The sequence below is a fragment of the Lapidilactobacillus bayanensis genome, assembly GCF_003946695.1.
Classification (GTDB): domain Bacteria; phylum Bacillota; class Bacilli; order Lactobacillales; family Lactobacillaceae; genus Lapidilactobacillus; species Lapidilactobacillus bayanensis.
The window spans coordinates 95,786-109,313 of sequence record NZ_RHOX01000006.1 but is presented as its reverse complement, the minus strand read 5'-3'; the positions used below and the strand labels follow the sequence as shown (position 1 = coordinate 109,313).

Below are 13,528 nucleotides of genomic sequence, written 5' to 3'. Positions count from 1 at the left end.
ACTAACGGTTCCGACTACTACGGCCCGCAACGGACTTTCACCGTCTAGTTGATGCCCATGCCGGGCGCACTGAAATTCTCGTTTGCGATTTATCGCTTACGAGAAGGCCGAGCTTTAAGACAATCGTTGACTGGCTTAAAGTCGAGCCCACAGCGTTCCACCAGCGTATTTCCCGTAGGCACAAAGAAGATCAACATAACAGTTCTAGGTTTTGTCATTTTGATGATGCTCGCAACGATTTCCCGCAGGTACGGAGAACCACAACATAACAGTTTTAGGACTTAGCATTTACAACAAAGTTTATATTTACAACGAATTAATCTCCATCCAGCGCAAAACAACACCTGCAGCTTTTCATCGAGCTTAATGCCATCAAAAAAGCATCGAACCGATTGAACAGTTCGATGCTTCTATTGAGTTACTTGTCGATTAACGTTGGCGTTCTTTGATACGAGCTGCCTTACCACGTAATGCACGTAAGTAATACAACTTAGCACGACGAACACGACCGTGACGAGTTACTTCGATTTCAGCGACACGTGGTGAATGTACTGGAAATGTACGTTCCACACCAACACCGTTACTGATCTTACGAACAGTATACATTTGGCTAATACCAACACCACGGCGTTTGATAACGACACCTTCAAAAATCTGGATACGTTCGCGAGTACCTTCGACGATACGAGCATGAACTTTAACTGTATCACCTGCACGGAAGTCTGGAAGATCTGTGCGTAATTGTGACTTCGTAATTTCGGAAATCAATGGATTCATTTTGTTTTCTCCCTTTCACAGATATTCATATGTTCCCTATGTAAAAACACAGCGGAATACCGTTGTTATATGGTAGTCACTACCACAAGTTTTAATTCTATCACAAGTCAGTAAAGTCTGACAAGTCATTACGCGCTTTCAATTGTCGAACTAAGCGATTTATTTCTGGATCATCAATCTCGGCTAATAAATCAGGACGCTTCTGTAAAGTACGCCACACAGCAGCTTTAAGTCGCCATTGCGCAATGAGTTGATGATTTCCATTGGTCAGAACCTCAGGTACTTTTTCACCATCATAATCTGCTGGCCGCGTGTATTGCGGATACTCCAATAAACCTTGGGCAAAAGAATCTGTCGCCGCTGATTCTTGACTACCCAACACACCAGGAATTTGTCGAGCAATCGCATCAATCATCACCATGGCGGCTAATTCACCACCGGTCAAAACGTAATCGCCTAACGAGATTTGATCAGTGGCCATTGCATAAACTCGTTGATCAAAACCTTCATAATGCCCGCAAATAAAAGTTAAATGCTGACTCTGCGCCAAATCAACCGCGTATTGATGATCGAATTTACGGCCGGCCGGATCAAGAATAATAACTCGATCGGCTTGGCCATGTACGTCATTGACGTGAGCAAGCGCATCCGCAATCGGTTGGACTTGCAACAACATTCCTGCCCCACCACCATAAGGCGTGTCATCAACACTATGATGTTTATTTTTAGTAAAATCACGAAAATTAGTGACATCAATTTGCAGTAATTCTTTTTCTTGGGCCTTACCAATCAACGAATAATTCAACGCAGCAAACATTTCTGGAAATAAACTTAAAATATCAATCTGCATTTAATCATCCAATCCTTCAGGTACCTCAACATAGGCGGTTTTGTTTGGGACATCAATTTTTAAAACAACTGATTTCAAGAATGGTAATAACAAATCTTTCTGACCAGGTCGTGCCACTACCCAAACATCATTGGCACCAGGCGCTAAAATTTCTTTAACCTGGCCAAGTTTGTCACCACTGACTTGATCAATGATTGTCATTCCCACAATGTCGTGATAGTAATATTCACCATCATCTAATTGATGTTGGTCCGCTTCATTCACGTACAATTTTTGCTTCAAAAATGGTTCAACCAAATTAATATCTTGATAATCGACGAATGATAATAAGTACATACCTTTATGTTGACGAACAGAACTAATTGTCAAAGGCAGCCATTGTTGATTTTGTTTCAAAAAAAGTTGCGCACCCTTTTGGAAACGTTCCTTAGGAAAGTCGGTGGTTGCAAAAACCTTCACTTCACCCTTAAGCGCGTGTGTACTTACAATTGTTCCCACTTCATAATAATTAGCCATGTTCATCCTCACTTACGAATTAAAATCAAAAGAAAAGGACCGGGGACAAATATCCCAGATCCTATTTTTTCCCATTACTTATTTATCTACAATATTCAAACGAATACGTTTGCCATTATCTAATCGAATGCCATAAATCAATGTGCGGATAGCCTGGGCAACACGCCCCTGCTTACCAATCACCCGACCAATATCCTTACGATTAAGTGACAGATTATAAGTTGTAAAACGAGTATCGTCAACAGTCTCAATCGTCAATTCATCGGGCATTGTAATCAAAGGCGACACGATTGCACTGATCAATTCACTTACTTCTGCTGATTTCATCGTCTACTACTTCTTTTCGAAACGTAATTCGTGATACTTCTTCATGAGACCTTGTGAAGAAAGCAAGTTACGAACAGTGTCAGATGGTTGCGCACCTTTTTGTAACCAGTCTAAAATAACATCTTCGTTTAACTTCAATTGTTCTGGCTTGCTAATTGGATTGTAGTAACCAACTTCTTCGATGAAACGGCCATCACGAGGTGAACGTGAATCAGCAACAACGATTCGGTAGAAAGGTTTACGTTTTGAGCCCATGCGGCGCATACGAATTTTAACAGACATAAATAATTTCCTCCTAAAAATAACTAACATAAATAATATAACAGCATCATTGCTAGATGTAAAGACTTTTTTCTTTACAGGTAAAATAAATCTTGAAAATTTGATGTGTTCTTCTTCGCGCTTACGCAAAGGTTGCTAGTAAAACGTGCGAGGTGCCGTAGTGGAGACTAAAACTGTTATGTTGCACTTCTTTGCACTTGCGCAAAGGTTGCATATGAAGTGTAGCGCGTACCGTGAGGGAAAATAAATACTTTCGCTGGAACGTGGTGGACACTGCTTGAAGCCAATTTTTTCAAAATTGTCTCCAAGACAGGTCTTGTTGTAACAGCTAAAGCTGCAACAACAATCTCACCACTGAGCGGTATTTATTTTCCCTCACTAAACAAATAAGATGGCAACCTTTGCGCAAGCGCTGAATTAATGAGTGGTTGAAGTACCTCCCCTAAACTTTTGAGAAGTACAAACTTGAAGTTAAATCACACCATAGCTTGTTAGTCAGTGCCGGAGGAAAATCGCGGTCAGCCGCGTCATTCTTGTTAGTGGTTTACCACTTACAAGAAAGTTTGTATTTGAGACAAATTGGTTTCCATTTAGCTCAAATCAAACTCGCAGCGTTCCACCAGCGCATTTCCCGTAGGCACGGAGAATAGCAACATGACAGTTCTAGGACTTTACACTTTCAGCAGGCATGAAGAAGCACAAACTAAGACTTAAAGCGCTTAGCATTTTTGAGGCGCTTTTTTTTGTTCTTCTTTTGTTTGCGAACCATGGAATTCATGGCCATCTTACCCATGCGACCTTGAATACCACTGCCGAACATGTTTTCCATACCGTTGAAGTTACCTTTGGACATCTTATTCATCATATCGCGTGATTGTTTGAACTGCTTAATCATACGGTTGACTTCTTGGACGCTACGACCGGAACCAGCAGCGATCCGGCGACGCCGACTTGGATTCAATAGATCAGGATCTTGACGTTCTTTAGGCGTCATTGAATAAACAATCGCCTTAATGTGGTCAATATCTTTAGGATCCATTTTAACGTTCTTTAAGGCCGGGTTGTTAGCCATGCCGGGGATCATCTTCATGATGTCCTCAATTGGACCCATACCCTGAATTTGATCCATTTGATCAACGAAATCATTAAAGTCGAAACTATTTTCCTGAATCTTGCGAGCCATATCTTGGGCTTGTTTCTCGTCATAATCTTGTTGAGCTTTCTCAATCAAGGTCATCATGTCACCCATGCCTAAGATTCGATCCGCCATCCGATCAGGATAGAAGACATCTAACGCATCAAGTTTTTCACCTTGACCGACAAACTTAATTGGTTTACCTGTGACAGCACGAATCGACAAGGCCGCACCACCACGAGTATCGCCATCTAACTTGGTCAAAACGACACCAGTAACGTCAAGTCGATCATTGAACCCTTGAGCAACCTGCGTCGCAACCTGACCAGTCATAGCATCAACAACTAACAGAATTTCATCAGGATGAGCTAATTCTTTAATGTTCGTTAATTCTTGCATTAACTGCTCGTCAATTTCCAAACGACCGGCCGTATCGATGATCACATAATCGTTCTTTTTAGCCGCTGCTTCAGCTAAACCTTGCCGAACAATATCAACTGGATCATGATCAGTGCCCATTTCAAAAACGGGGACACCCACTTGTTGACCAACTGTTACTAACTGATCAACGGCGGCAGGACGGTAAACGTCGGCAGCAATCATCATTGGTCGTGCTTTTTCACTTTGGATTAAACGTTTTGCCAATTTGCCGGCAGTCGTGGTTTTACCAGCACCTTGCAGACCAACCATCATAATAATTGTGGGAATATGCTCGGACTTGTTCAACGGGACCGCAGCATCGCCCATGACATTAACCAACTCGTCATGAACAATTTTGACGATTTGTTGAGCAGGCGTTAAGCTATCAAGCACCGCACTACCAACAGCTTTTTCCCGTACTGTTTTGACGAAATCTTTGACAACATCAAAATTAACATCGGCTTCTAATAAAGCCAAGCGAATTTCGCGCATTGCATCGCGAACATCGCTTTCAGTGACCTTACCCTTTTTTCTTAAGCCGTTAAACGCATTTTGGAGACGTTCAGTTAAACCTTCAAATGCCATAGTTTACCTTCCTTACTGTGAATCAATCATTTTTTCAAAATTTGTCACGAGTTCTTGTAACTCTTGATCAGCAGCGTACTTGTGCTGAGCTAAATCACTTAATTGATTAACCAAAGCAAGCTCTTCTTGGAAATGGGCAATCAATTGCAGCTTTTCTTCATACTGAACGAGAATTTTTTCAGTCCGTTTAATATTATCATAAACTGCCTGCCGACTCACCTCAAACTGTTCCGCAATTTCTCCTAACGAATAATCTTCACCATAATAAAGATCTAAGTAGGTTGCTTGCTTCTTAGTTAACAGCTTGCCGTAAAAATCATATAATGTATTGATGCGTTCATTGAGTTCAAAGGACATTTTGGTCACCTCAAGTTAAATTTAGTCTTCGATTAAATCTTTGAACAACCCATAAACGTACTTTTCAGCATCAAAAATTTGTAAGTCTTGCGCTTTCTCCCCTAATCCAACCAATTTAACTGGCAAATGTAATTCATTGCGAATGGCAATAATAATACCACCTTTAGAGCTACCATCAAGTTTCGTCAAAATCAAACCAGTTACATCGGTCGTTTTACTAAATTGCTTAGCTTGATTCAAGGCGTTCTGACCAGTCGAGGCGTCTAAGACTAATAAAACTTCTTGCGGTGCGTCCGGCAACTCACGGACAATAATCCGTTTAATCTTAGCCAATTCATTCATCAAGTTAATGTTATTTTGTAAACGACCAGCGGTATCGACCAACAAAATATCATATTGTTCTGTCTTTGCTTTTTTAACTGCATCAAAAACAACAGAAGCAGGATCAGTTCCTGGTGCAGAAGTCACCACGTCTACTTGTGCTCGGCGGGCCCATTCCGCTAGCTGTTCAATCGCACCGGCTCTAAAGGTATCGCCAGCTGCTAACAGCACCTTTTTACCCTCATTGTGATATTTGGTCGCCAATTTACCAATCGTTGTGGTTTTACCAGCGCCATTAACACCAACAAAGAGGAAAATAGTTGGTTCAGCAGGATTCGTCGTAAAATGCAAACTATTATCTTCGTTTGCTCCTGCTTCACCGTAAATATCGACCATTTTTTCAACAATAACTTGCCCAATTTGCTTTTTAGTTTTGGCATTTTGCAGCTTAACTTCATCACGCAATTGATTACTGATTTCCATGGCCGTCTCAAACCCAACATCTGCTTCAATTAGCATTTCTTCAAGATTCTCGAAGAAATCTTCGTCGACTGAACGGAAGTTAGCTAGAAATTTATTCAAGCGTGCGGCAAATCCATTGCGACTTTTGGCCAACCCTTGATCATATTTAGCAACATTACTTGAGGTTTGGTTGTCTTCTGGTGTGGTTGGTGCTACTTCTACCGTAGTTTCTTCTTCTGCTGTTTCTTCAGGTGTGGTTTCGTCCGGCATTGTTGCTTCTACCTTTGGTTTAGCAATTGGCGCGTCTGAAACGGGTGCAGATTCTGTAGCTTGATCAACAGTTGTCTTGGCAGTTTCCTCAGTGAGCGTTGGTTTTGTCGCCGCAACTTCTGCCGTTTTATTTGGCGTCGATGCAGTAGGCGCTGTTACGACTGCTTCCGATTGATTGATAGTTGTCTTTAAGGATTTCGCGTCAACAACTTCTGTTGGTTCATGGTCAACAGCCTGTTGTTCCGTGTGTGTCTCAACGTCGTGGTTTTCAACTTGTGGTTGATCATCTTGATCCTTAACAACCGATTTTTCGGTCGTTGAGGCTGTAACAGATTTGTCGGCGTGTGCTGTCGTTTGATCGTCAACTTTTTGCGTAGTCGATTCACGCTCAAGTGGCGTAACCTCGTCGGTTTTATCTTTAGATTCAGTTGTTGACGTCGTATTTTCAACTTGCTCTGTATGCTGTTCAGTTGGCGTCTCTTCGTCTTTGGGCTTAACACCAAAGGCTTTCTTTACTCGATCAAAAAATCCCATCTGCCTACCTCCTATAACTCTAATCGCTTAAGCTAAACTTACCTTGATCAACATCAGTCAATGACACACTGATAATCTTGGAAACACCTGATTCTTGCATGGCCACACCATAAAGTCGATCAACTTGCATCATCGTCCCTTTACGGTGCGTAATCACGATAAACTGTGTGTGCGCTTCATAATGACGTAAATAATTCGCATAACGATCAACGTTGGCGTCATCTAATGAGGCCTCCACCTCATCTAAAATACTAAATGGTGCCGGTTTAACTTTCAAAATTGCGAATAACAACGTAATTGCCGTTAATGCACGTTCACCACCAGATAATAGGCTTAAGCTTTGCAACTTTTTACCAGGCGGCTGCGCATTTATTTCGATTCCAGTTGTTAACATGTGTTCTGGATCCGTTAACTCTAACTTAGCTTGGCCACCGCCAAACATCTTCGGAAAAATCTTAGTAAAAGCTTCATTAATCGCTTTAAATGTCTCGGAAAAGCGCTGCGAAACTTCTTGATCCATATCCGCCATCGTCTTCAATATCTCTTGCCGCGCGGTAATTAAATCATCTTGTTGCTTAGATAAGAATTGATAACGTTCATTAACCTCAGCAAATTCAGAAATCGCAGCCAAATTAACATGGCCAATGTCCCGTAAAGCCATTCGAACTAGTTTTAAATCAGAATGCAACTCAGCAAGCGTCCGATGATCTTCTGGCAAATTTTGATAGGCTGCTTCAAACGTTAGTTGGTGATCCTCACGCAACGTCGTTAAACGGGCATTCATTTCTGACTTCAAACTATTCAAGGCAACAGCGACTTCTTCTTGTTCCTTAGCCGTCTGCTTCTGTAGCTGATACTGACGTTGGCTTTGTGGTTCCAATTTTGCCACTATCATCACTGTATCTTGCCGAGCCGACTTTAATTGTGCTAATTTTGTTTGTAATTCTGTCAATGAAGTGGTTAATGCTGCCAACTGTTTTTTGACAGCCGCAACATCAATTTGCTTCTTCTGTTGATCATCATTTAAATTAGTGAGCGATTGTTCTAGGTCAGTTCGTTCCGTTTGCAATTGACGTAAATTCTGTTGTTGTTCGCGATACTGTGATTTCTGACTACTAAGCGAATTTTCCGCAACCGCCAACTTCGTTTTCAGATCACTAATCTGTTCAGCAAGAACTTCTTTTTGCGCAGTGAAATTCTGCAGCCGTTCTTGAGTTGTTGCCATTTTGGCTTTAAGCGTGGCAATATTAGCCGCTAAACCGTCTTGTTGCGCAACTTTTGCTGTTAATTGTTGCTGCATCTCTGCTTGTTCTGTTTTAATCCGGGTCAAAGTTAACTCGGTAACTTTAATCTGGCGTTGCAACTGAACTAATTCTTGTTGCTGCTGATTAAAACCTTGTTCCAAACTAACATTTTGTTGCACTAAACTGGCCAGTTGCTGAGCCTGCTCAGTTTTCAGACCACTTAACTGTTCTGACTGTGTTTTAGCCGTCTTGATCTCAGTTTGTAGATCATTTAGCGTAGTCTGTTGCTGTTTCAGCTGGTCTTGTAAGTCTGTTAACTCCTGCTGACGGTTTAGCAAACTACTCCGCTGCTGTTTCGTCTTACCACCGGTCATCGCCCCGCCTGGCGTTAAAATATCACCGTCTAGCGTCACAATTCGCGTTTGATAATGAATTGCCTGAGCTAATTTTGTGGCTTCAGGTAACTGCGCGACAACCAGAATATTACCTAATAAATGTTCAACAACATTTTTGATTTTAGCATCGTAAGTGATCAATTCTGAAGCGACACCGACGAAACCACTGGTAGCTTGCGCCGTTTGCAGAACTCGAGCATCAATTCGATAAGCCCGAATTGTCGTTAGTGGTAAAAATGTGGCACGTCCTAAACGTTGTTGTTTCAAAAAATTAATCGCAGCTTCGGCACTACTTGTATCTTCACAAACTACTTGTTGCAACTGTGAGCCTAATACTTGCTCCATGGCAAACTGTAGGTTGGTCGGAACATGTAATAAATCAGCAACTGCTCCAATTAAACCAGAAATTTTATTTTGGGGACTTAAGACAGCACGCACACCTTGATAAAAGCCACTGTGATCTTGCATCACTTCTTTCAAGCTTTGATAACGTGCCTTCAATGTTTGAAACTGTTCTAAATTTTGATACCACGCTTGCTGTTTGGCTGTTACATCAGTTTGAATCTGTGTCAACTGTTGAGTAACTTGATCTAAAGCAGTTTGTTGTGTTGCCGCGGTTGCCTTCGCTGCTGAAATTTTGGCACTTTCTTGATCAACGTCGTGCTGTTTTGCAGCAGCTTGTTCTTGAATGGCTTGTAAGTCAGCAGCGGTGCGTTCTGCTTGTTGGGTTAACTTTTTAAGATTATCTTGAGCAAAGACAATTTCATTACGATTAGTTGTTTGACCTTGCAATTGCTCGATATAATCAGCTCGCAAGTCATTGATTTTCTTGGCTAAATCTTCTTCGTCTTCACCTTGCGATTTTTGCAATTCTGCTAATTGCGCAACTAATTCAGCTCGCTTGTCAGCAGCTTGATCAAGTGTTTTTTGTTGATCAGCTAATTTTTGCAGTCCCTGATCAAGTGCAGTTTGATTATCTTGTAGTTGTTTTTTAATGGTTTGACTATTTAACTGGTGATAATTTTCCCGTTCTTTAGATAATGTGAGCTTTCCATTGAGTGTTTCTTGCTGATGCGTCTGTTGCATCAAGGCTGCTTGTTGTGTTTCAATTTCTTGATTAAGTGTCTCAGAACGATTACGCTGCTCAGTCAATTGTTCACTAACACGCACCGTTTCGGCATCAATCTTAGCAGAAATTGCCGTCAATTCGTTTTGTCGCTGGACTTTAGCCTCTTGTTGAACCTCAAGATCGGCAAGTTCCAATGCCAAAACTTGTTGATTCAGGCCATCAAATTTAGATTTTTGTTGTTGATAATCTCTGGCTAGACTTGCTTGCTTGCGCAAAGGTTCGACCCGACCCGCTAATTCAGAAACAATATCTGCTAATCGATTTAAATTCTCATTAGTCGTTGCTAATTCGTTTTCTGCCTGACGCTTCTGTTGCTTATACTTAAAAACACCAGCCGCTTCTTCAATAATTGTCCGACGATCTTCGGGCTTGCTATTGAAAACTTGTTCAACACGCCCCTGAGAAATAATCGCAAAGGCCTCTTTACCTAAACCAGAATCAACGAATAAATCAGTAATGTCCCGCAAACGACAACTTTGGTGATTGAAGAGAAATTCACTGCTGCCATCGCGATACAAGCGGCGCGTTATTTCAACCGCTTTTTGATCGGTTTTTAAAGTTTGATCAGAATTGTCAAAAACTAGTATGACTTCAGCACGGTTAAGTGGCGGTCGCAAAGCACTGCCTGCAAAAATAACATCAGGCATGTGCGCACCACGCAAGCTTTTAGCAGACTGCTCACCCATTACCCAACGAATTGCTTCAGTAATATTGCTTTTACCACTTCCGTTTGGCCCGACAATGCCGGTAATTCCACTCGTAAATTCAATTGTTGTTTTATCTGCAAATGATTTAAATCCATTAATCGTTAACGACTTTAGCGGCATGTGTTTCCCCACTCATAATTTGATTAGTTAGCTTGATCTTCTTGTTGTAACTTTGTTAAAGCTGTTAGTGCTGCATCTTTCTCCGCAGCCTTCTTATTTTTGCCGATTCCTTTAGCCAGCGGTTGATCATCAACCCGTAGTTCCACGACAAAATCACGTTCATGTTCAATGTCTTTCGTATCAACCACCACATATTCGATCTTACGTTCACCATTACGCTGCAAATATTCCTGCAAGCGCGTTTTGTGATCGGTATCATAAGAATATTCACCGGCATCAATTTTAGGAAATAAAACCTGCTTCAAAAAGGCAACGACTGCTGGCATACCCTGATCTAAATAAAGGGCACCATTGAAAGCCTCAAAAACATCTTCCAGTAAGCCAGCTCGATGCCGTGCACCCATTTTCTCCTCGCCAACACCTAAGCGAATATAGGGTTGGAAACCGGAATCGATCGATAATTGGCAAAAGCTGGATGACTTAACGATTGACGCCCGCATTCTCGTCAACTTGCCTTCAGGTAAATGTTGATAATTTGCAAATAAATAATCAGAAACGGCTAATTCCAAAACCGCATCACCTAAAAATTCCAGTCGTTCATAATTACCGTAACCTAATTCCCGGTTCTCATTGGCAAATGAGGCGTGTGTAAACGCAGAATCTAATAATGATAAATCATGAAACTCGACACCATATTTCGAACGTAAATCACTGACAAACTCAGCAGCTACCATTAATTCTCAACTCCATAATTAGTTTTATACCGCAAATAGACAGAGATGGATGGCTAAAAAAATAAAGCAAGCTAACAAGCACTCGTTTATTTTCTTAGACATCAATTTCAACATCTTGACATACGCATACAAATTACATTATACGCTAAATAACAAGCAAGCAAAACGAAAAAATAATTGCAGCAAGTGATCATCCTGAAATTATGCTATTGCTACTCGTCGTGCTTGCGTAAAGGTTGCATATGGGGCGTGGCGAGTATCGTGAGGGAAAATAAATACTTTCGCTGGAACGTGGTGCGCGTCGATTTATTACGATAGTGGCAACTAAAACTGTTTTGTTGTGGTTCTTCGCACTTGCGCAAAGGTTGCATATGGAACGTGCGGGGTACCGTGAGGAAAAATAAATACTTTCGCTGGAACGTGGTGGACACTGCTTGGAGCCAATTTTTGCAAAATTGCCTTCAAGACAGGTCTTGTTGTAAGTAATAAATTACTAACAACAATTTCACCACTGAGCGGTATTTATTTTCCCTCACTAAACAAACGAGAGGGCAACCTTTGCGCAAGCGCTGAATTGACGAGTGGTTGAATTACCTTCTAATTTTGAGAAGTATAAATTTACAGTTAAGCCGCACTAACGCTCTTACGTCAGTGCCGGAGGGAAATCGCGGTCAGCCGTGGCTTTCTTGTTAATGGTTTACCATTTACAAGAAAGTTTGTATTTGAGACAAACCGGTTTTTGATTTGGCTCAAGTCAAACTCACAGCGTTCCACCAGCGATTTCTCGCAGGCACGAAGAACCGCAGCATAATAGTTCTAGGACTTGTCATTTATAACTAAGTTTGGATTTTATTTGGCTCAAATCAAACTCGCAGCGTTCCACCAGCGATTTCCCGCAGGCACGAAGAAGCACAACATAACAGTTCTAGAATTTGCCGCTCTCAATAAACCCCACACTTTTAAAAAAATATACAAAAAAAGTTGGAGCGTCATTGCTCCAACTTTTAATAATTTGATTTAACTATGCAGCTTGGTGTGCCACGACATAATCAACGGCATCGCCGACTGTGATAATCTTTTCAGCATCTTCATCAGGAATCTCATCGTCAAATGTATCTTCCAATTCCAAGACGAATTCAACTAAGTCGATTGAATCTGCTGATAAATCATTTTTAATGTTCGTTTGTTTTGTGATTGAATCTTTTTCAACATCAAACCGGTCTGCAATTAAATCCGCAATTTTATCAAAAGCTTCTGTTTCAGTCATTTAAAAAATCCTCCTCATTCAACGGATAACGTGATTAATATTATCGCATCATTTCATCATTTCGGCAATTAAATTTACTTGATCGGGTTTTCTTTTAAGTAATCGATCACCTGATGAATTGTCTTTTTGGCTAGCATTTCACGAATCTGTCCAATTGTTGAAACAACCGCTGCTTCATGTGAGCCACCGTGGGTTTTGATCACCGGCGCATTCACACCGAGTAAAACCGCCCCACCGTTACCAGATGTACTGAAACGATTCTTAATATCACCTAATGCCGGCTTAATCAGTGCCGCACCCAATTTAACACCGAGTCCATTATTCAATAGTGCCTGTTTGATCTGCTTCAGCAACAAGCCAGACATGCCTTCTGTTGCTTTCAAAACGGCGTTACCAGTAAAACCGTCCGTCACAATCACATCAGCTTGATCCAATAATAAGCTGCCTGCTTCAATGTTACCAACGAAATTAATGGCGTCATTTGCTTGCAAACGTTGATAAACTTCTTTGTGTAGAGAATCACCCTTGTCAAATTCAGTTCCATTATTCAATAATGCCACACGCGGATTTGCAATATTACGAATATCGCGCGCATAAATAGTCCCCATAAGCGCCCATTGTTCCAAATAACTAGGCTTGCTCTCGGCGTTGGCGCCAGCATCAAGCAAGTTCACCACGTGTTCCGGATTAACCGTCGGTAGCGTTGGCATTAAGGCTGGCCGTTCAATTCCTTTAATTCGACCAATGACAAAGATACCAGTCGCTAATAACGCACCTGTATTGCCCAATGAGAATAAAGCCTCGGCCGCGCCACTTTTGACGGCTTGCGCTGCCATCACCATCGAAGAATCTTTCTTCTGTCGAACAGCTTTAACCGGCTCGTCTTCATTTAAAATTTCACTGTCAGCTTGAACTAATTCAATTCGCGTCTCATCAGTGATAAGCGGCTTAACTTTAGCCAAATCGCCAAATAACATGAATTCTAAATCAGGCCATTTATCTCGTGCAGCTTGAACACCTTTAACAACAACTTCTGGAGCATTGTCGCCACCCATTGCATCTACAGCTATTTTCATTTCATCATTCCTTCAATGAC

At 41.4% G+C, this 13,528-nt stretch carries 12 protein-coding genes; all 12 read right to left on the bottom strand.

Annotation, left to right across the window (positions count from 1 at the left end):
* Window positions 1-429 precede the first annotated feature (429 nt).
* Entirely contained in the window at window positions 430-777 is a 348-nt protein-coding gene (gene rplS / locus EKM65_RS03695) for a 50S ribosomal protein L19 (RefSeq protein WP_125605606.1), read from the bottom strand.
* Between the two features lie 100 nt (window positions 778-877).
* Window positions 878-1,627: a tRNA (guanosine(37)-N1)-methyltransferase TrmD gene (trmD, locus tag EKM65_RS03690; RefSeq protein ID WP_125605604.1), complete on the bottom strand. Its 750-nt coding sequence runs from the start codon at window positions 1,625-1,627 to the stop codon at window positions 878-880.
* The gene (gene rimM / locus EKM65_RS03685) at window positions 1,628-2,143 is read right to left on the bottom strand and encodes a ribosome maturation factor RimM (RefSeq protein ID WP_125605602.1); all 516 of its coding nucleotides are present in this window, start codon (window positions 2,141-2,143) and stop codon (window positions 1,628-1,630) included.
* Window positions 2,144-2,221: 78 nt separating this feature from the next.
* A complete protein-coding gene (locus EKM65_RS03680; RefSeq protein WP_125605600.1) occupies window positions 2,222-2,470 on the bottom strand; it encodes a KH domain-containing protein in 249 nt (82 codons plus the stop codon).
* A 6-nt stretch (window positions 2,471-2,476) separates the two neighbouring features.
* Window positions 2,477-2,752 (bottom strand): 30S ribosomal protein S16, encoded by a 276-nt coding sequence (rpsP, locus tag EKM65_RS03675; RefSeq protein ID WP_125605599.1) that lies wholly within the window; start codon window positions 2,750-2,752, stop codon window positions 2,477-2,479.
* A 703-nt stretch (window positions 2,753-3,455) separates the two neighbouring features.
* Window positions 3,456-4,892, bottom strand: a complete 1,437-nt coding sequence (gene ffh, locus EKM65_RS03670) for a signal recognition particle protein (protein WP_125605597.1) — start codon at window positions 4,890-4,892, stop codon at window positions 3,456-3,458.
* 12 nt (window positions 4,893-4,904) lie between these two features.
* Window positions 4,905-5,249, bottom strand: coding sequence for a putative DNA-binding protein (locus tag EKM65_RS03665; RefSeq protein ID WP_125605595.1), 345 nt, complete (start codon window positions 5,247-5,249; stop codon window positions 4,905-4,907).
* 21 nt (window positions 5,250-5,270) lie between these two features.
* The gene (gene ftsY, locus EKM65_RS03660; RefSeq protein ID WP_125605593.1) at window positions 5,271-6,836 is read right to left on the bottom strand and encodes a signal recognition particle-docking protein FtsY; all 1,566 of its coding nucleotides are present in this window, start codon (window positions 6,834-6,836) and stop codon (window positions 5,271-5,273) included.
* A 19-nt stretch (window positions 6,837-6,855) separates the two neighbouring features.
* A complete protein-coding gene (gene smc, locus EKM65_RS03655) occupies window positions 6,856-10,431 on the bottom strand; it encodes a chromosome segregation protein SMC (RefSeq protein WP_125605591.1) in 3,576 nt (1,191 codons plus the stop codon).
* Window positions 10,432-10,454: 23 nt separating this feature from the next.
* Entirely contained in the window at window positions 10,455-11,165 is a 711-nt protein-coding gene (gene rnc, locus EKM65_RS03650; protein WP_125605589.1) for a ribonuclease III, read from the bottom strand.
* Between the two features lie 1,021 nt (window positions 11,166-12,186).
* Window positions 12,187-12,432 carry an acyl carrier protein gene (acpP, locus tag EKM65_RS03645; RefSeq protein WP_125605587.1) on the bottom strand — a complete coding sequence of 82 codons (246 nt, stop codon included), beginning with the start codon at window positions 12,430-12,432 and terminating at the stop codon, window positions 12,187-12,189.
* A gap of 74 nt (window positions 12,433-12,506) precedes the next feature.
* On the bottom strand, window positions 12,507-13,508 hold the full coding sequence (gene plsX / locus EKM65_RS03640) for a phosphate acyltransferase PlsX (RefSeq protein ID WP_125605585.1): 1,002 nt from the start codon (window positions 13,506-13,508) through the stop codon (window positions 12,507-12,509).
* Between the last annotated feature and the right edge of the window lie 20 nt (window positions 13,509-13,528).